This is a genomic window from Roseateles chitinivorans (genome assembly GCF_002761755.1).
In the GTDB taxonomy this organism is placed as follows: Bacteria; Pseudomonadota; Gammaproteobacteria; order Burkholderiales; family Burkholderiaceae_C; genus Roseateles; species Roseateles chitinivorans.
On sequence record NZ_PEOG01000090.1, the window covers coordinates 1 to 19,456 of the forward strand.

The window sequence follows — 19,456 nt, forward strand, 5'->3', positions numbered from 1 at the left end:
AGGTCGGCCAGCCGCTCGGCCAGTCGATCGGCGACGGGCCGCGCATCGCGACCGCAGGCGGACAGCATCGGCAGCAGCGAAGCCGCCGTCGCGCGCACGAGCAGGTCGCGCCGCTTCAATGCAGCTTGCCCCATTCGCGTTCGAACTCGTGGACCAGCACCTGGTTGGACAGCCGATTCACCTCCAGCCCCTGCGGCCGCGCCATGTCCGGCGGGAAGCTCATCAGGGCCGGCAGGCTGTCCAGGCTCAGGAAGCGCAGGCCCGCGGGCAACCCCCGCGGCATCGACCAGGGCCGCCGGCTCGCCAGCACGTAGCCCCATTCGCCGAAGCTGGGCACATGCGCGTGGTACGGCGTTGCGGTCAGTCCCACCGACTCCACCGTGGTGACCACGGTCCAGTAGGCGCGCGGCGCGACCAGCGGCGAGGTCGCCTGGATCACCGCGTAGCCGGAGGCCGCGAGGTGCTGGTCCACCAGCTTGTAGAAGCTGGCCGTGTACAGCTTGCCCAGCGCGAAGTTGCTGGGGTCGGGGAAGTCGATGACGATGACGTCGAAGCTCGCCTGGGAGGCCTCCAGCCAGCCGAAGGCATCGGCATTGACGGTCTCCAGCTTGGGGCTGCGCAGCGCGTCCTGGTTGAGCTGGCGCAGCAACGGCATCGTCGAGAACAGCGTGGTCATGTGCGGGTCCAGCTCGACCAGCGTGATGTGCTCGACGGAGGGGTAGCGCAGGATCTCGCGGACCGCCATGCCGTCGCCGCCGCCCAGCACCAGGACCCGGCGGGGCGCGCCCTGCGCCGCCATCGCGGGATGGACCAGGGCCTCGTGATAGCGGTACTCGTCGCGCGAGTGGAATTGCAGGTTGCCGTTGAGGAACAGCCGCGTGCCGCCGGCGCCTTGGGTGACGACGATGCGCTGGTAGTTGCTGCTTTCCTTGAACACGATCTGCTCGCCGTAGAAGCGGTCCTCGGCCCACGTGCTGAGACGGTCGGCGCCGGCCATCGCGGCGGCCAGCAGCGCGATCGCCACGGCGCAGGTCAGCGCATGGGAGCGCCAGGCTCGCAGCTCGGCGCGGAACAGCCACAGCGCCCAGACCGCGACGGCGACATTGAGCAGCCCGAAGAACAGGCCGGTGCGCACCAGGCCCAGCTGCGGCACGAGCAGCAGCGGGAAGGCGACGGCCACCAGCAGCGCGCCGAGGTAGTCGAAGGTCAGCACCTGCGAGACCAGTTCCTTGAGCGCATAGCGCTGACGGAAGTGGCGCTTGAGGATCCGCATGACCAGCGGAATCTCCAGCCCCACCAGCGTGCCCACCAGCAGCACCAGGCCGTAGAGCAGCACCCGGAAGGCGAGTGCCTGGGAGGGCGGCAGCAGGCTGTGCACCGTGAACAGCGCCGCCGGCATCAGGCCGCCGATGACCCCCACCAGCAGCTCCAGGCGCAGGAAGTGCGCGACCAGCTGGCGATCGATGTAGCGCGACAGCCAGGAGCCCAGGCCCATCGCGAAGAGGTAGGCGCCGATGATGGTGGAGAACTGCAGCACCGAGTCGCCGAGCAGGTAGCTGGCGAGCGCGCCGGCAGCCAGTTCGTAGACCAGCCCGCAGGCCGCGATGACGAAGACGCTGGCCAGCAGCAGCACCTCGGGCATCGAGGCGCGGGCGGGGGTGTCGTCGGCGAGGTCGGTGTCGCCGGCGGCGTCCGGCGAGGACGCCGTGGCGATGGGGTCTTGGGACATGGGGCGCGAGGCTATCACGCGCGCGAGGCGTGTTTTTCCGCGGCGACGCACGGTGCCGGCCGCTCGCGCGCTGCGGGTGGCGTAGCTAGCCGTTGGTGCGCCGACGGCGGCTTTGATCTACAGTCTTTGGCGGCCCGTCGGCGTCCTGGCGTCGACGCGGCCCATGAAGCGCGGCCACCCGGCTGCGATGCGATGCAAGCATGACGGCCAGTCCCTTCCTCCTGACCCGCCGGCGCTGCCTGCGGCGCCTCGGCCCGACGCTGGGCAGCGTCTGCCTGGGCGCCGCGACCCTCGCCGGCCTGCCGTGCCTGGCATTGACCTCCGAGAAGATCCGCGCGACCGGCCCCGACGCGCTGGAGCCGCCGCGGCCGGACCGCGGCGAGGCCACGCCGAAGGTTCTCCGGTTCACCTTCTCCCGCCGACGCGAGGATCCGCGCACGCAATGGCTGATTGCCGTCTATCGCGAGCTGCTGGCGTCGCTGGGCATCGGATTCGAGTTCGTCGACGTTCCACCGGGGCGGGGGCCGATCGCGGTGCGGACCGGCGACGCCGATGGCGAACTCGGGCGCACCTGGGGATATGGGCTGCTCAATCCCGAGCTCGTGCGGGTGGCCGAATCCAACAACGCGGTCGAGTTCGCCGCCTACGCGACCGAGGCCTCGCTTGGTGACCGGTTCCCGGGCTGGCCCGCCGTGCGGGAGCAGCGCTGGCGCTGCGAGCACCGGCGCGGCATTCCCGAACTGGCCGACCTGCTGGCGCGCGAGGTGCCCCCGGAGCAGGTGTCCACGGTGGCGACGATCGAGCAGGGCCTGCGGCGGCTCCAGCTCAAGCGCATCGATCTCTACCTCGACGTGCGAGAGGCGGTGGAGGACCACCTCGCCTTCGGCGACGTCAGCGCCGAGTTCAGCGCCGGCCCCGCACCGCGCATGCTCGGCGTCATCCAGAGCACGACCGGTCATGCCTACCTGCATCGCCGGCACGAGGCGCTGGTGCCGGCGATCACCCAGGCGCTGCGCGAGATGAAGCGCCAGGGGACCGTGGCCCGGCTGCGCGAGGAGGCCCTGAAGCGCTTCCTGGCGACGCGGGCGAAGTGAGCTCAGGGCCGGCGAGTCGCCGTCTTCTGTTCGACCCCGCTCACCGTGAACATCACCCACTCCGGCCGCACGTTGATGCGGACCGGATAGATGCTCACGCCCAATCCGCTGGTGATGTAGATCGGTCGTCCGCCCACCTCGACCCAGCCACGCGTCTTGTCCTTCGGCCAGCCATGGGGCGCGACGACGGAGCCGAGGAAGGGCACCCGGACCTGCCCGCCGTGGGTATGGGCCGCCACCACGAGGCCGGGAAGGGCCGGCAGGTCGAGCGCGCTGGCCGGATCGTGCATCAGCACGAGGGCCTGCGCCCCGGGCGGCAGGCCGCGCACGGCGCGCCGCGGGTCGCTGTGCCCGGACATGCGGTCGCCGACGCCCACCACCCAAACCGCCGTGCCCGGCAGCGGCACGGCCTCGTTGAGCAGCACCCGGATGCCGGCGGCGCGCAGTGCGCGGGTGAAGCGCGGGCCGTCGGTCCACCAGTCGTGGTTGCCGAGCACCGCGTACACGCCGTGCGGCGCGCGCAGGCGACCGAGGACGGCGGCGATCTGCTCGGGCGTCGTGCCGTCCTCGCCGCGCCCGTGGATGAAGTCCCCCGGCAGCAGCACGACGTCCGGCGCCGCGGCATTGATCGCCTCGACGATGCCCTCGGCCCGGGCGATCGTCATGACGTGCCGGAACTCATGGGCGATGTGCCAGTCCGAGGCCACGGCGACCTTCAGTCGCGCCGGCCCCTGCCAGCCGGACACCGGGACGGCGACCTCCCGCGCGGCCACCCAGCGGGGCTCGATCAGCAGTCCCCAGACCGCCAGCAACACGGCGGCGAAAAGCAGGGCGAGCAGCAAGGTCAGGAGATGGCGGAGCGCGGACAACAACATCGATCGGCGGCAAGGCGGCGGAGGGAGCGGCAGTATGCGATGCAATCGGCGGAAAGATTGGAAACGCCTGGAAACGCGCCCCTGACCAGGCTGCGGGAGAGCCGGCGTGCCGCAGCCCTGGTGCCCGGCCATGCGGAAGGTCATCCCCGTCGGCCGTGTCGCGCTGGCATGCCCGGTCACCGGTGACTTTCGTCGCTTTACCCCCTCCAGGGGCGCTGCCTCTAATGCAGGCCCGACCGAGCTTTGCGCGACATGACCGCTCCCCTTCGGCTTGATACCCCGCTGCCCGCCAGCACGTTCCGCGTGCATGAATGCTTCGCCCGAGAGGCGCTGAGCGAAGTGGGCGAGACCCGGCTCCGGCTGCTCAGCGAGCGCGTGGACATCGCCGCCGGCGACCTGCTCGGCAAGCCGGTGACGCTCACGATCGCCCTGCGCGACAACGCCTCGCGCCGGCTGAGCGGTTATGTGACGCGCTTCGTGCAGGGCGGCTTCGAGGGCCGCCACTGCGTCTACGAGATGACGCTCAAGCCCTGGCCCTGGCTGCTGACCCGCACCGCGGACTGCCGCATCTTCCAGGACATGACCGTGCCCGACATCGTCGCGGCCGTTTTCCAGGACCACCCGGTGGCGCGCTTCGAGCTCAAGCTGATGCGCCCGTACCGCACCTGGACCTACTGCGTGCAGTACCGCGAGACCGACTTCAACTTCGTCGCGCGCCTGCTGGAGCAGGAGGGCATCTACTGGTATGTCGAGCACGACGAGCGCGGCCACAAGCTGGTGCTGTGCGACGCGGCGACGGCGCATGACGCCGCGCCGGGCTGCGAGTCGCTGCCGTTCTACGGCGGCGCGGACCAGGCGCCCCCGCAGCTCGAGCACATCAGCCAGTGGACCAGCGAGCAGAGCATGCAGCCCGGCAAGGTGGTGCTGACCGACTACGACTTCGAGCGGCCGTCCGCGGCCTTGCAGACGGAGCAGTCGCGCGCCCGCGGCTACGACCTGTCCGACGGCGAGATCTTCGACTTCCCCGGCGGCTACACGCAGACCTCCGACGGCTCGCAGTACGCCGAGGACCGCCTGGACGAGTGGCACAGCGCCTTCAACGTGCTCTCGGCCAGCACCAACGCGCAGGGCGTCAGCACGGGCCGGCTGCTGGCGATGAGCCGTCATCCCCGCGACGACCAGAACGCCCAGTACCTGGTCACCTCGACGACGCTCACGCTGCGGCAGGCGGCCAACGAGTCGGGCACCGGCCACACCGACCTGCGCTGCGACTTCCGCGCGATTCCGGCGACGCAGCAGTTCCGGCCGCCGCGGCGAACGCCCAAGCCCTTGGTCGCGGGACCGCAGACCGCCAGCGTGACCGGCCCGGCCGGCGAGGAGATCCACACCGACGCCTATGGCCGCGTGAAGGTGCAGTTCCACTGGGACCGCCGCGGCCGGCGCGATGAGCGCAGCTCGTGCTGGATCCGCGTGTCTCAGCCGTGGGCCGGCAAGGGCTGGGGCGGCGTCTCCATCCCGCGCATCGGGCAGGAGGTGATCGTCGACTTCATCGAGGGCGATCCCGACCAGCCGCTCATCACCGGCCGCGTCTACAACGCCGAGCAGATGCCGCCTTACGGCCTGCCCGACGGCGCGATGGTCAGCGGCATCAAGTCCAAGACGCACAAGGGCACCGGCTACAACGAGCTGTCCATGGACGACACGGCGGGCCAGGAGAAGATGACCCTGCACGCGCAGTACGACATGTCGACGACGGTGCTGCACGACCAGACCAACACGATCAACAACAACCGCAGCACCACCGTGACGGTGGACGACACCCTGACGGTCAATGCCAACCGCACGATGAGCGTGGTCGGCAAGCTGGCGGAAACGGTGAGCGCCGGCCATGAGCTGACGGTCACCGGCGGCGCCACGCACACGGTCAACGACGGCTACACGCAGACGATCACCGGCGCGACCTCGCGCACGATGAATGGCGACCTGACCCACACCGTCAACGGCAAGCGAGAGAACACCGTCAACGGCCACTTCGTCGAGACCGTCACCGCCGGCGAGGAGAAGACCGTGCAGTCGGGCAAGCGGCTCACCGTGACGGGCGGCTACACCCAGAACATCACCGGCGCGCTGGACGTGCAGACCACCGGGGCGGTGACGCAGGGGGCGACCGCCACCCTGTCGCTGCACGCCAACGGGGCTGGCACCTATACCTCGGCGACGTCGCTGACGCTGGGCGTCGGCGGCTCCACCATCGTCATCGACGCGGGCAGCGTGACGATCAGCGCCGGCGGCTCGGTGATCAAGGTCGACGCCAGCGGCGTGTCGGTCAACGGGACGGAAATTTCCCTGAACTGCTGAAGAAAGGGTGGCCATGGCCATCAATCCGGTGGAGCGCCGGCTCGCGGAGCTCTTGCAGCGCTGGCAGGCGTTCATCGATCAGCCCGACAAGCGCGTGCTGCTGTGGCAGACGCCGGACAGCGGCAAGCGGATGCTCGAGTGCTTTTTCGAGATGCAGCGGCATGAGGCCGTCGATGGGGGCAGCACCAGCGGCGACACCTTCATCGTGTTCGATGCGCCGTTCGAGCACGCGATCGCGTATTCCCGCGCGCTCAAGGAAGCCCTGGCCGGCCAGTACGCCGCGAGCCACGAGGAGCTCGAGCGCGCGGGCCAGACCCCCGATTGGCCCTTCGTGCCGGACGAGGTCCCCGACACCGCCGCCGCATTCCTGCGGGCGCTGGGCTCGCTGGCGCAGCATCACGGCGTGTTCGGCCACCTGGTCGCGGTGCTGATGCCGGTGCGCGTGGACGATGACGAGTCCTGGGCGGCCTGGCTGGACCGAGCCCTGCAGGCCGGCGTGCCCGACGGCGTTCGACTGCTGGTGCCCGATGTCCAGGAGGCGCCGCGGCTCGAGCGCCTCGCCGGGGCCGGGCATGCGCAGGTGCTCGCGGAAGCGCTGCCGCTGGATGCGTGGTCCGTTGCGCAGGAGACCTTCGCCCAGGAACCGACCGTGGGTCCTGGCGGTGTGTTCCGGAACCTGCTGACCGGGCTGTTCGCGCTGGCGGAGAAGGGGACGGCCGACCAGGTGCTGGCGAAGGGGCGCGATGCGCTGGCCTTCGCGCGGGCACAGGGATGGGCCGACCAGGAAGTGGCCGTCCGCGTGCTGACGGCCGGTGTGATGCTCAAGGAGCGCCGCTGCGACGAGGCCGTCAACCACTACCGGCACGCCCGATCGTCCGCTGAGGCGGCGCGCGCGACGGGGCATCCGGCGGGCGGTCAGCTCGTGCTCCAGACGTGGTTCGGCGAGGCCGCCGCTCACGTGGCGGCTGGCGACCTGCGCAGGGCGACCGCGTGCTACCAGGCTGCTGCACAACTCGCGTCCGACCTGCCGAATCCGCTGATGTGGCTCGAGGCGTTGCGCATGGGCACCTACTGCCTGGCGCGGGAAGGCGACGGCAACGCCGCCCTCGCGTTCGGACGGCCGGCGCTCGCCGTCGGTGAGCGGCTCAAGCCCGAGTCGCGACCGATGACGACCTTGCCGCTGCACAGCTTCGAGATGCTGCGGCTCATCGAGCCCGACCGTGCCGGTCGCATCGAGGCGATCCGGCGCGAACTCGACCGGCAGGAGGTGGCGGGGCGGGCCCGGTTGGAGACGCAGGCGGCATCGCTGGAGGGCGCTTCCGACGTGGCCGCGTTGCGTCAGGTCGAGCAGCAGCACCTTGCGGAGATGGAGGATCTGCTGCGGCAAGCCCAGGCTCGGGCCGACAGCGAAGCGGCCGGCGGTGGACCGGCCTTCCGTGAGGTGTTCGAGCACGCGCGCGATCTGCTGGGGCCGGCATGGCCGATCGCCATGCAGGGCGCGATCGGCCCCGCGCCGCATCTGTCGAACGCACAAGGAGCCGCCGCATGAGTCTCACGGCCAAGCACGGCGACCCGCAGCTGGGCGTCGACATTCACCTGTGCACGACGCCGGCCGGACCGGTGCCGCTGCCCACGCCGCACCTGTCGGTGGTGTTCGATCCGTTCGACTACGTGCCCTTCATCGGAGCGACGGTGAAGGTGATGGGCATGAAGCGGGCGACGGCGGGCACGGCGGCGATCGTCGTGCACATCCCGCCGGGCTTCCCGTTCGCGCCGATGCTGCCGGACAAGGAGGACGAGCTCTTCATGGGCAGCTCCACGGTGCTGGCCGATGGCGACCCGTTGTCGTACCAGGCGCTGCCGGTGCTCGGTTGCCAGATCGCGGGCATGCCCAGCCCGCCGCGGCCGAAGAAGAAAAAGCTCAAGCTGCCCAACCTGCTGCCGACCAGCGTGAACCTGGCGATCCCGAGCACGGTGAAGGTGGGCGGGGCGCCCACGATCTCGATGGCCGGCATGATGGCGCGCGGCGCGTTCGCAGGGCTGGGCAAGCTGGCGAAGTCGAAGTTCGCGAAGGCGCTGGGGGCGCGCTTCAAGAAGTTCCGGCAGAAGCTGTTCAAGAACATGGACCCGGGCTTCCTGAAGTGCAAGGTGCTGCGCGCGGAGCCGGTGAACATCCTGACCGGCGAGGTCAGCGTCGAGCAAAGCGACTTCAGCCTGCCCTGGCGCATTCCGGTCGACTGGGTACGCAATTACGCATCGGGACGCGAGCGCGTTGGCGCTTGCGGCCTCGGCTGGGAAAGCCCGGCCGATGCGCGGCTGGAAATCGATGCGGCCGATGGCAGCGTGGTGTTCCTCCATCCGGACGAAGGACCGGCGCTGTTTCCGTCGCTGCCCGCCGCGGAGGGCGAGTCCGCCGCGGTGCTGGAGCTGATGGACGGCGCACTGCTCACCGACCACGGCGATGAATGGCGTGTGCGCACCAAGGGCGACCTGATCTATCACTTCCCGAAGTCGCAGTCGGTCCTCACGGCGGAGCAGGTGAGGGAAGTGCCGCTGGGGCGCGTCAGCGACCTGTGCGGCAACTGGCTGCTGTACGAGTGGGTGGAGGGGCGGTTGAGCGCGATCCGCGAATCGGGCGGGCGTCATCTGCTGGTGGAGTACGCAGGGCGCTTCATCCGGTCGCTGTCGCTGTATGTGCCGGAGGCCGAGTTCAGTCACACCTTCGTGACCTACGAGCAGGACGCGGAAGGGCGGCTCGTGGCGGCGCGCGACGAGCTGGACAACCCCTATCGATTCGCCTACGACGGCCGGCACATGGTGCGGCACACCAACCGGACGGGGCTGTCGTTCCATTACGAGTACGACAAGGGCGGCCAGGCGTGGCAGGTGGTGCGCGCCTGGGGCGATGGCGGGCTGTACGACTACCAATTCGCGTACTGGCCGGAGATCCGCGAGGTGCGCATCACCGACTCGCTCGGACACGTGTCCACGGTCCAGTGCGACGAGAACGGCCTGCCGATCCTGGAGATCGACCCGCTGGGCGGGCGCACGATCTTCGAGTACGACGAGGTGGGACGCACCACGGCCGTGGTGGACGCGGCGAATCACCGGACCGAGTACGCCTATGACGAGCGCGGGAATCTGCTGAAGCTCACGCGGCCGGACGGCAGCGCGATGTCGGTGGAGGTGGATGCACGCAACAAGCCGGTAGCGATCACCGATCCCAACGGTGCGAGCTGGCGCCAGCGGTGGGATGAGCGCGGATTGTTGGTTGAGAAGACCAGCCCGCTCGGCGCGATGACAGTCTACGAATACAGCGGTGACGGCCTGCTGCTCAGCGTGACCGACGCCCTGAACGCGACCACGCGGCTGGGTTATGACACCGATGGTTATCTGACCAGCGTGAGGGACGCACTGGGCCATGTGACGCGTTTCGAACGAGACTTGTTGGGGAATGTGCTCGGTCGTCTGGATGCATCGAGCCGTGGTACGCGTTACCGCTACGACCGCAAGGGGCGGCTTGTCGAAGCGGTCATGCCGGCCGGTGGGCGGGTCCGTTGCGCCTACGACGCCCAGGACAACCTGACCCATTACGAAGACGAGAGCGGCGCACGCACACGCTTCGAATACTTCGGTCAGGGACTGATCGCCAAGCGACATCAGTCGGATGGCCATGTGGTGCAGTATCACTACGACACCGAAGAGCAGATCATCGGCGTCAGCAACCAGCGCGGTGAGACCTATGAGCTCCGGCGCGATGCGCTGGGGCGTGTGGTCGAGGAGGTGGACTACTGGGGTCAGGCCACGCGATATGTCTTCGATGCAGCTGGCCATCTGCAGCGGAGCATCGATCCGCTGGGACGGGCCATCGACTACACGACCGACAAGCTCGGCCGCATCCGGCGCAAGCGTTTCGCGCATCCGTTCGAGAGCGGACGGCAGTTCGAGGAGACCTTCGAGTTCGACGCGAACGGCAATCTCACCGGCTGTGCCAACGAACATGTGACGGTGAAGCGGACGCTGGATGTCCAAGGGCGTCTGCTCGAAGAGCGGCAGGGCGACTTCGTCATCAAGCACGCGTTCGATTTGCTGGGACGCCGCATCCGGCGCGAGACGAGCGCGGGCAACACCATCGCTTACGAGTACGACCTGCTCGGGCAGCCCACGGCCATCCGCATCAACGACGAGCCGCCCATCACGATTGAGCGCGACGAGGCGGGTCGGGTGGTCAAGGAGATGCTCGCACCTGGCCTCGAGCGCCAGTCCCAGTACGACGCCGAGGGCCGTCTCACGGGGCAAGGAGTCCGGCGCGAGGCCGAGTGGCTGTTCAGCACGCAATACGCCTACGACACGGCCGGCAATCTCACCCACCGCAAGGACAGCCAATATGGCCTGGACCAGTTCCGCTACGACCCACTGGGACAGATCGTCGAGCACATCGATCCGCAAGGGAAGCTGAAGAAGTTCTTTCAGGACCCGGCGGGGGATCGGCTGACGACGGGCGTGAAGCAGGACGGCACGTGGCGGCGCGAGGGCTGGTGCGAGGGCGTGCATTACCGCTTCGATGCGGCGGGCAATCTGGTCGACCGGCGCGATGAGCGGCAGTTGGATGGTGGGGAAGCCAAGACGGTCGCGCTGGAGTGGGATGCGAATCAGCGGGTGGTGCGCAGCCGCAGAGGACCGACGTTTGGGCCGGGCGCGGCGGCAGAGTCCGATACCGTCTATGGCTACGACCCCTTGGGTCGGCGAGTGTTCAAGCGCACCGGGGAGGCCTGCACCTGGTTTGGCTGGGATCGCGACGCTCTCGTGCTCGAAAGTGCCGGCAACGCATCACAGCCGCCGGCGCACCGCGAGTATTTGTACTATCCGCGCAGCTTTGTGCCGCTGGCACTGGTGGACGGCCGAATCAGCTACCGCTATCACACCGATGTCAATGGATGTCCGACGCGGCTCATTGACAGTGGTGGAGATGTCGTATGGTCGGCGCGATATGACGTTTGGGGACGGGCCGAAATTGCCACGAGCAAGGTTGCCAACCCGATTCGGTTGCAAGGACAGTATGAGGACGAGGAGACCGGCCTCCATTACAACCGTTATCGATACTTCGACCCGCTGGCCGGATTCTTCATCAGCCAGGACCCGATTGGCCTGACAGGGGGGCTGAACGGCTACCAGTATGCGCAGAACGTGTTCGCCTGGATTGACCCGCTGGGGCTCGATCGGCATGAATTGGAAGCGTGGATAGAGAGAAACGGCGAAGAGGTTCCCGGCACCCGGTCAACGGTGCAGAGCGGGGGATTGACCAAGGAGGAAGCCGGCCGCTACGGTTTGAATTCTCATACCGAGCCAAAGTATCTTCGTGAAGTCAGCGGCGATCTGCAGCGGGGCGATGTGGTGCACATGAAGGGGATTCTCGATCCCTGCAGTCCCGGCTGCCGCCCGCTGCTGCGTGACGTGGTGCATCAGGAAGGAATATCCGTACGCTATGTCGCTTCTGATACTGGGCGCACCTGGGTGTTTCGTCCAGCCCTCGCGGGTGAGTTTCCTCGAGCTTCGGCAGACGTGGTTCTGGAGGTGATAGAGGGCGACGGGCGAACAGTTCGCCGCTACTATCAGTCCGCCAGCGGAGCGTGGAAATCAAAACGTGTCAAGGGTAGCGGCTGCGGATAATTTGTCTATATTGGAGTCCAAATGATTGTTGAACCTCTTCAGTTGATTGTCGCGACCGGGTTTGCCGGTCGGAGTGCTGAGGGCGAAATTTCCACGGGCCAGATCGACGCGGCGGAGAAGCGTCTGGGTCTGTCATTGCCCGAGGCGTTGAAGGACTACTATTTGGTTGCCGGCGGATACCGCGAGCTGATGGATCAGGATTTCCACCTGTTGTCGCCGGAGAAGTTGCGCGTTGAAGGTGACTACCTGGTGTTCTGCGAGGAACATCAGGGGACGGCGGTTTGGGGCATTCATCGCAATAACCTTCTGACCTTGCCGAACCCGAGGGTCGAGGGGAAGGCCAGCAACGCCCAGAAGTGGTTCAGCGAGTCGTCGAAGCTGTCGGCATTCCTGCTGGCGCTCGGTGCTTGGCAGGCGTTGTTGTCCCAGGAAGAGAAAGCTCGTTGCGAACTGCCAGAAAAGCAACTGAAGAAAATTGATCCCCTGTTCGATTACATCGGTGAGCGAAGCTTGCGCCTAGGGGGGCATCGAGTGGGTCTGATATATCGAGATGCGTCGCGCCCACTCATTGCTTCATATCTCTTCAACTCGGAGATGTTGTATGTCGGTACGCCGCAGGAAGGCCTCATAGAACATATTGAGGAATTCGCCGGGCTCGACTTTGAATGGCTGTGAGGGGCTAACCCATCCACCCAGGCGCGATGCGCTTGGGCGCGTGGTCGAGGAGGTGGGTTGCTGGGGCGAGGAATCGACTGCACGCACGCGCGCATAGGGGTGCAGCACTGGCCTGCCCGGAGGGACTCGAACCCCCGACCTGCTGCTTAGAAGGCAGCTGCTCTATCCAGTTGAGCTACGGGCAGACGGAAATCGGTAGACCGATGGAGGCCTTTGTCCTGATGGACTTCGGGCCCTTGGAGGGCGTTCCCACGCCTCCGAAGGGCCCGAATTGTGCCATGCGAACCGCCGTCACCGACGGCCGTCGAACGGTTCGAAGTCGATCCTTCTTCGATCGACTGTCAATAAGCTGAAGCTCAGATCAGCACGTTCACGATCGCGTTGCCGATGCCCATCAGCGCCGCGCCCGAGATCAGCCCCGCGCAGATCGGCTCGCAGCCATCCACCCAGCGCTTCCAGCCCGCCGTGCCGGGCGTCTTGTAGACCTTGCCCATGACGAAGAAGATCATCGCGCCAACCCACATCGCGAAGGTCGACTCCGGCGGCAGCACCACGCCCAGGCCAATCGCCACCGACGACAGCGGGAACTTGCCCTTCGTCGCCATCTTGATCAGTTCGATCGCCACCGCGCAGATCGCCGCGACCGCCATCGTGATCAGCGCCGACGCCGGCAGGCTGTGCAGCCCGTTGGCGATGATCTCCGCCACGCCGCGCCATTGCACCGCCGCCGGCATCGAGAACTGCTCGGAAATGATCGTCGACGTCGACCGCACGCCCTCGGCGTTCTTCGGCACGAACAGCAGGAAGAACAGCGGCACGCAGAACAGCACCCCCGCCACCACGCCGATCACGTGACCGATCGCCTGGTGACGCGGCTTGCCGCCCAGCATGTAGCCCGGCTTGATGTCGCTCAGCAGGTTCGCCGCGTTCGACGAGATCTCCGAGGTCATGCCCGCCGGGATCAGGTTGGACGCCGGATTGGTCCGGTCGATCGCGCCCATCGTGAACTGCGTGATCTTCGACAGCGCGCCCGTCGGCGTCCACGAGGTCAGCGCCATCGAGTTGGTGCAGATCACCGTCAGCACCAGGATCAGCGGCAGCGAGATCAGCGCCATCACCATCGGCACGCCGAAGAACAGGTGCGCGATGTAGGCCGTCAGCACGCCCATCACCGGCACGCCGACGAAGGAGATCCACAGCGGCACCTCGATGTCCTTGAGCAGGTCGCTGCCGCCGCCCGCCTGGCCCGGCTTGCGGCGGAAGGACTTGAACACCGCGACGAACAGGTCGGGCTTGGCCAGCAGCGTCGTCAGCGAGCCGGCGACCATCATCGCCACGCCCCACCACATCGACCACTGGTTGACGATCTCGGCGCGCGAGATCGGGATCGGCGCGCCGTTGGGCGCCACGCGCTGCACGATGTCGCCGGCCTGGATCATGATCGGCGCCAGCACCACGAAGTTCACGAACGCGCCCAGCAGGCAGCTCGTCGCCACCGCGATGCCCATCAGCCCGCCCACGCCCAGCATCGCCGCATCCAGCGTCAGGCGCAGCCCCAGCGCGCGGATGTCGGTGCCCAGGATCTTCGGGATCCAGATCTCGGCCTTCGCGGCCATGCCGTAGTAATACTGGTCCAGCCGCTCATGGAAGGTCCAGGGCTCGGTCATGCCGGCCCACTTGTCCATGCGAAGGATCTTGAACTGCAGCAGCTTCATCCAGCCGTCGCTGATCAGGGCCTGGTAGGTCGCGGCGCCCGCCGCCACCTTGGCCAGCAGCTTGGCCTTGTACATGCCCTCGCCACCCTCGCCGGTGTACAGCGAGTCCAGCACCACGCCGCAGGCGCGACCCTCGGGGAAGGGCAGCTGGTCCTCGTTGATGAAGCGCCGCTTCATCGGGAACGCCACCAGCACCCCCAGCACCGCGATGACGATCATCCAGATCATCATCTGCCACCACGGCACGATGTGGTCCACGAACAGCATGTAGGCCGCCAGCGACGAGAACAGCGGCGACACCACATAGCCCGCCGCCGTCGCGATCGACTGGGTGCAGTTGTTCTCCAGGATCGTGTAGTCCTTCGCCCAGCCCAGCGTCGCGAAGATGCGGAACATCGCGAAGGCCAGGATCACCGAGGTCAGGCCCACGCCGACGCTGATGCCGGTCTTGCCGCCGATGTACAGCGAGGTCGCGGCCAGGATGCCGCCCAGCATGAAGCCGGTGAAGCCCGAGCGCAGCGAGAGCTGCGCCATGTCACCGCGAAAGACGTTCTTGAACCACCACTCGTCCTTCTGCGCGCGCGACCAGGTCTGTACCTGTTCGTCGGTCAAATGCTGTAGCGCCATGCTGTGCTCGATCCTCTTGCGGGTTTGCCCGTTGCCGCGCCCGGCTCCAGGCTCGTGACCAGGAAGGACGCTGTTTTGAAACAAAAAAACAGCGCGCATTGTCCCTGCCTGACATCGTGCTGACACGAGCGCTCGCATGGGGTTTCCCCTTATCGCCGCCCGCCTATCGCCCTGGTGGGCGAGGTGTCGCGCGGAGGCTGCGAACCCGCGTCCGCACGCGCGGCCGGCGCCCGCGCCGCGCCGAGTTCTTCACGCCGCGCCCGCGCGCCGAGCGAGCCAGCCCCCGCATTCCGGTGCTGCCGGCGCACGAAAGTGCGTTCAGCGCCTAGCATCCCCACTTCCTCCTTGCTGCATCTGGAGCCGCTGTTGACGCTGATGTGGGTTCTCCTGGGCGTCCTGCTGGGCGTCGCGCTGACCTTGGTCCTGCTGATGGGGGTCCGGGGCAAGCTCGGCCGTGCGTCCAGTGCCCGGCGTCGGGACCGCCTCACCGGGTTGCCGCTGGCGCGCCGCTTCGAGGATGAATTCGCCGTCATGCTGGACGCGCTGCAGCGCCGCGGCGGCGAGGGCAGCCTGCTCTACATCGGCCTGGACGGGTTCCGCCTGATCAACGACGAGCACGGCAAGGACCATGGCGACCACCTCCTGGTGCGCACCGCCGAGCGGCTGCGGGAACTCGCCGGCAAGCGGTCCCTCGTCGGGCGGGTCGCCGGGGACGAATTCGCCCTGTGGAGCGAGATTCCCGCCTCGCAGACCGACGCCCTGGTGCGGCGGGTGCTGGAGACGCTGGGTGAGCCGGTGCTGGTCGGCACGACGCCGCTGACCGTCGGCCTGTCGGTGGGGGTCGCGATGTCGCCGGAGCACGGCCATTCGATCCGGCTGATCCGGCGTGCGCAGACGGCGATGCGCTCGGTGAAGCGCCAGGGCGGCAATGGCCACGCCTTCTTCGACGCCGTGCAGGAAGAGGAGCTGCGCGAGGAACTCACGATGGCGCGCGAGCTGCGGGAGTCGATCAAGAACCGGGAGCTGGAACTGGTCTACCAGCCGAAGATGGACGCGCGCACGCTGCAGGTGACCGGCGTGGAAGCGCTGCTGCGCTGGCGGCATGCGACGCTGGGGATGGTGAGCCCGTCGCGCTTCATCCCGATCGCGGAGCGCTACGGCCTGATCGATCCGATCGGCGACTGGGTGGCCGACACCGCGCTGACGCAGGCGGCGCGCTGGCGCGAGATGGGCCTGCGCATGCGCGTCGCGATCAATGTGTCGGGCTACCAGATGCGCTCCGACGAGTTCATCGACCGCCTCGAGAAGGGCTTGCGGCGCCATCGCCTGCGACCCGAGCGCTTCACCTGCGAGATCACCGAATCGGTCGCGATGGAGCACGCCACGGTCACCGGCCGGGCGTTCAGGCGCCTGGGCGCGCTGGGCGTGCATGTGTCGATCGACGATTTCGGCACCGGCTATTCGAGCCTGGCGGCACTGCGCCAGCTGCCGGCGCAGGAGCTCAAGATCGACCGCGCCTTCGTGGCGGACGTGGCCACCAGCGTCGAGGCCCAGGCGATCGTGCGGGCGGTCGTGGAGATGGCCCGCGTGCTGCAGATGAAGGTGGTGGCCGAGGGCGTCGAGACCGTCGCGCAGCGCGATCAGCTGGTCGCGATGGGTTGCGACGAGTTGCAGGGCTACCTGTTCGCGAAGCCGATGACGGCGCTCGCGATCGAGGTGCTGGCGGCCGAGCCGGACACCTCGACGGAAGGGCGCACGGAGGGCTTCCGGCCGTCGATCTTTGTCGAGACGGCGGCGTTGCCGCTGGACGCGAGGCGCTGATCCCGCCCGGCCGCGCGTCGCCGCGCTGAAAAAGCGAAGAGCCGCGAGGATCGCTCCTTGCGGCTCTTCTGGATGAATGGTCGGGGCGGCGGGATTCGAACTCGCGACCCTCTGCTCCCAAAGCAGATGCGCTACCAGACTGCGCTACGCCCCGACGAAGCCGCAGATTGTAGCCTGGAAATTTGCCTGCTCGGAAACTCGCGACCGTCTGCTCCCAAATCAGTGGGTCGGAGGGGGTGTCAGGCCGACAGCTTCTGTGCGATCTGCCAGCCCAGTTCTGCCATCGGCCTGGCGCCGGCCGCGGCCTCGCGGGCTTGCGCGCTCGAGGCGGTGCCGTCCTCCACCCGCTTGGCGATGCCCTGCAGGATCGCGCAGATGCGGAACAGGTTGTAGGCGAGGTAGAAGTTCCAGTCCTTCATCACCAGTTGCGGATCGGCGCGGCCGGTGCGCTCGCAATAGCGGCGCACGTAGTCGAGCTCGCCCGGGATGCCCAGCGGCGCCAGGTCCACGCCGCCCAGTCCGCGCGCGGCGCCCGTCTTGCGGATGTGCCAGGACATGCAGTGATAGCTGAAGTCGGCCAGCGGGTGGCCCAGCGTCGACAGCTCCCAGTCCAGCACCGCCAGCACCCGGGGTTCGGTCGGATGGAAGACGAGGTTGTCCAGCCGGTAGTCGCCATGCACGATCGAGACCTCGCGCTCGTCGCGCGCCGATTCGGGAATGTGGGCGGGCAGCCATTCGATCAGGCGGTCCATCGCCTCGTTCGGGCCGGTGATCGTCGCCTGGTACTGCTTGCTCCAGCGGCCGATCTGGCGCTCGAAGTAGTTGCCCGGCTTGCCGTAGCCCGCCAGCCCCAGCGCGGCGAAGTCGACCCGATGCAGCGCCGCGATGACCCGGTTCATCTCCTCGTAGATCGCGGTGCGTTCCGCATTCGATGCGCCCGGCAGCGTCTGGTCCCACATCACGCGGCCCTGCACGAACTCCATGACGTAGAAGGCGCGGCCGATGACCGACTCGTCCTCGCACAGCGCCAGCATCCGCGGCACCGGCACGTCGGTGCCGGCCAGCGCCCGCATCACGGTGAACTCGCGCTCGATGGCATGCGCGGACGGCAACAGTTTCGCCACCGGCGCGGGCTTGGCCCGCATCACGTAGGCGCCGCCCGGCGTGACCAGCTGGTAGGTGGGATTGGACTGGCCGCCCTTGAACTGCTCGATCGTCAGCGGGCCGGTGAAGCCGGGAATCTCGCGCGCCAGCCAGGCGGCGAGCGCCTGGGCGTCGATCGGATGGGTCGGGGCGCGGGTGCCGGTGAATGCGTCGTCCACAAGGTCTCCTGGAGTTGTCGTGAGGTGTGAAACACGCGCTCCGGGGACCGGGGGATCGGTCGCCGGGCGCTCAGCGGTTGGCGATGGCCAACAGCTTCTCCTTGCTCAATACCACCAGCCGGGTCGGCTCGACGCGCACCGCGCCTTCGCGCTCGAAGCCCTTGAGCTCCTGGTTCACGCGCTGGCGCGACGCGCCCAGCAGCTGCGCGAGGTCTTCCTGCGCCAGCTGCAGGCCGATGCGGACTTCCTCGCCCTGCGACACGCCATAGCTGCGCGCCAGCAGCAGGATCTGCTTGGCCAGCCGTGAGGCCAGGGGTCGGGTGTTGAGGTCCTCGACCTGGTCGAACATCAGCCGCAGCCGCCGGCAGTTCAGGCGCAACAGCGCCTCGTACAGCTCGGTATGGCGATGCAGCAGGTCCTTGAAGTCGGGCTTGCGGATCACCAGCAGCGTGGTCTCGCCATGGGCGCTGGCGTCGTGCGTGCGGGGCAGGCCGTCGAAGAGGGCGATGTCGCCGAACCAGATGCCCGGCTCGACGTAGGTCAGCGTCACCTGCTTGCCCGACAGCGAGACCGAACTGACGCGGACCGCGCCCTTGGCGACGCCGATCCATTCCTCGGCCGGCTCGCCGCGCACCGACATCAGCGCGCCGTCGGCCAGGCGGCGCACGGTGGCGCGCGCCAGAATGTCGCTGCGCAACGGCAGTGACAGCTTGGAGAACCACGGCCCCGTCTCGATGTTGTTGCGTTCGGAAATTGTAAGAACCGAGCTGTTCATGCTTTGTCGCTGGCGTGACAAGCCAGCCGTCTCCTGAAAGATGCGGACGGGCCGCGTGCGTCGCGACCTCATCCGGCCTATTGTGAGGGACCCGCGGCGCGCCGGATCGCGCCGCGCCGATGCGCGCATCATGCGCGGGCGATGCGCATCGCGGGCGAGGGAGGGGCGCTTTTCCGGGTTTGTCCCCGGGAGCGCCGTGCTAGAGTGAAACGCACTCCAACAGCAATGACAGCGGGCATGGATCGAGATCATCACGACCCGCGCGGCGTGTTGCCGTCGCATAGCGTTCTCGTGCTGGCCATCCTCGTGATGTCGGCGCCCGCGTGGAGTCTCGGCGTCGGCCGACCGCAGGCCGCCTCGTCGCTCGGACAGCCGTTGAACCTGCTGTTCCCCCTTCAACTCAATCCCGGCGAGAGCCTCACCCCGGACTGCGTGCGCGCCGAGGTCAGCGCCGGCGAGAACCCGCTGTCCGCCTCGGGCCTGCACTGGCAGATCGAGGGCGACGGCGGCCGTCTCACCGGCGTGCGGCTGCGCAGCGTGCAGCGCATCGACGAGCCGATCGTGTCGGTGCAGCTCAGCGTGGGCTGCAGCGCGCGGCTGACGCGCCAGTACACCGCCTTCATCGATCCGCCGGGCCTGAATGCCGAGCCGATGCCCGACACCGGCGCGACGACCGTGCCGCTGGTGTCGCCGGCGCTGCAGGCGCAGCGGGAAGGGCAGCCCACGCGCGCGGCCGAGGCGCCCCGCGCCTCGACGCCCGTCGTCGCCGGCGAACCGGCGCTGGCGGCGGCGACG

12 protein-coding genes and 2 tRNA genes are annotated in these 19,456 nt (G+C 68.1%); 7 read left to right on the forward strand and 7 right to left on the reverse strand.

Annotation, left to right across the window (positions count from 1 at the left end; translation table 11 throughout):
* Positions 1–115: 115 nt before the first annotated feature.
* Positions 116–1,729, reverse strand: a complete 1,614-nt coding sequence (locus CS062_RS22555; RefSeq protein ID WP_099863864.1) for a polyamine aminopropyltransferase — start codon at positions 1,727–1,729, stop codon at positions 116–118.
* 200 nt (positions 1,730–1,929) lie between these two features.
* Between CS062_RS22555 and CS062_RS22560 the strand changes: the two genes are divergently transcribed.
* A complete protein-coding gene (locus tag CS062_RS22560) occupies positions 1,930–2,823 on the forward strand; it encodes a transporter substrate-binding domain-containing protein (RefSeq protein ID WP_099863866.1) in 894 nt (297 codons plus the stop codon).
* Between the two features lie 2 nt (positions 2,824–2,825).
* On the opposite strand, the gene CS062_RS22565 is transcribed toward CS062_RS22560, so the two are convergent.
* Complete coding sequence (locus CS062_RS22565) at positions 2,826–3,665, reverse strand: metallophosphoesterase (RefSeq protein ID WP_233218216.1); 840 nt, start codon at positions 3,663–3,665, stop codon at positions 2,826–2,828.
* A 285-nt stretch (positions 3,666–3,950) separates the two neighbouring features.
* On the opposite strand from CS062_RS22565, the gene CS062_RS22570 reads away from it, so the two are divergent.
* Genes CS062_RS22570 through CS062_RS22585 form a run of 4 tightly spaced genes read left to right on the forward strand, consistent with a single transcriptional unit; the run spans position 3,951 to position 12,401 of the window.
* Complete coding sequence (locus CS062_RS22570; protein ID WP_099863869.1) at positions 3,951–6,056, forward strand: type VI secretion system Vgr family protein; 2,106 nt, start codon at positions 3,951–3,953, stop codon at positions 6,054–6,056.
* 13 nt (positions 6,057–6,069) lie between these two features.
* Positions 6,070–7,605: a hypothetical protein gene (locus CS062_RS22575; protein ID WP_099863871.1), complete on the forward strand. Its 1,536-nt coding sequence runs from the start codon at positions 6,070–6,072 to the stop codon at positions 7,603–7,605.
* On the forward strand, positions 7,602–11,726 hold the full coding sequence (locus tag CS062_RS22580) for an RHS repeat-associated core domain-containing protein (RefSeq protein ID WP_099863872.1): 4,125 nt from the start codon (positions 7,602–7,604) through the stop codon (positions 11,724–11,726). Before CS062_RS22575 ends, CS062_RS22580 begins: the two co-directional genes overlap by 4 nt.
* Positions 11,727–11,747: 21 nt before the next feature.
* The gene (locus tag CS062_RS22585; RefSeq protein ID WP_099863874.1) at positions 11,748–12,401 is read left to right on the forward strand and encodes an SMI1/KNR4 family protein; all 654 of its coding nucleotides are present in this window, start codon (positions 11,748–11,750) and stop codon (positions 12,399–12,401) included.
* Positions 12,402–12,509: 108 nt separating this feature from the next.
* On the opposite strand, the gene CS062_RS22590 is transcribed toward CS062_RS22585, so the two are convergent.
* Positions 12,510–12,586: transfer RNA gene (locus tag CS062_RS22590), tRNA-Arg, on the reverse strand.
* A gap of 171 nt (positions 12,587–12,757) precedes the next feature.
* On the reverse strand, positions 12,758–14,743 hold the full coding sequence (locus tag CS062_RS22595) for an OPT family oligopeptide transporter (protein ID WP_158238899.1): 1,986 nt from the start codon (positions 14,741–14,743) through the stop codon (positions 12,758–12,760).
* A gap of 345 nt (positions 14,744–15,088) precedes the next feature.
* Between CS062_RS22595 and CS062_RS22600 the strand changes: the two genes are divergently transcribed.
* Positions 15,089–16,564 (forward strand): putative bifunctional diguanylate cyclase/phosphodiesterase, encoded by a 1,476-nt coding sequence (locus CS062_RS22600; RefSeq protein ID WP_099863876.1) that lies wholly within the window; start codon positions 15,089–15,091, stop codon positions 16,562–16,564.
* 77 nt (positions 16,565–16,641) lie between these two features.
* Here the strand turns inward: CS062_RS22600 and CS062_RS22605 are convergent.
* The 3 genes from CS062_RS22605 to CS062_RS22615 form a co-directional block, all read right to left on the reverse strand.
* A tRNA-Pro gene (locus tag CS062_RS22605) sits at positions 16,642–16,718 on the reverse strand.
* A gap of 85 nt (positions 16,719–16,803) precedes the next feature.
* Positions 16,804–17,886 carry a phosphotransferase family protein gene (locus CS062_RS22610; RefSeq protein ID WP_099863878.1) on the reverse strand — a complete coding sequence of 361 codons (1,083 nt, stop codon included), beginning with the start codon at positions 17,884–17,886 and terminating at the stop codon, positions 16,804–16,806.
* A 70-nt stretch (positions 17,887–17,956) separates the two neighbouring features.
* Positions 17,957–18,661, reverse strand: coding sequence for a Crp/Fnr family transcriptional regulator (locus tag CS062_RS22615; RefSeq protein ID WP_099863879.1), 705 nt, complete (start codon positions 18,659–18,661; stop codon positions 17,957–17,959).
* Between the two features lie 237 nt (positions 18,662–18,898).
* On the opposite strand from CS062_RS22615, the gene CS062_RS22620 reads away from it, so the two are divergent.
* On the forward strand, positions 18,899–19,456 hold a 558-nt coding region (locus CS062_RS22620; protein WP_368372871.1), incomplete at its 3' end, for a type IV pilus assembly protein FimV.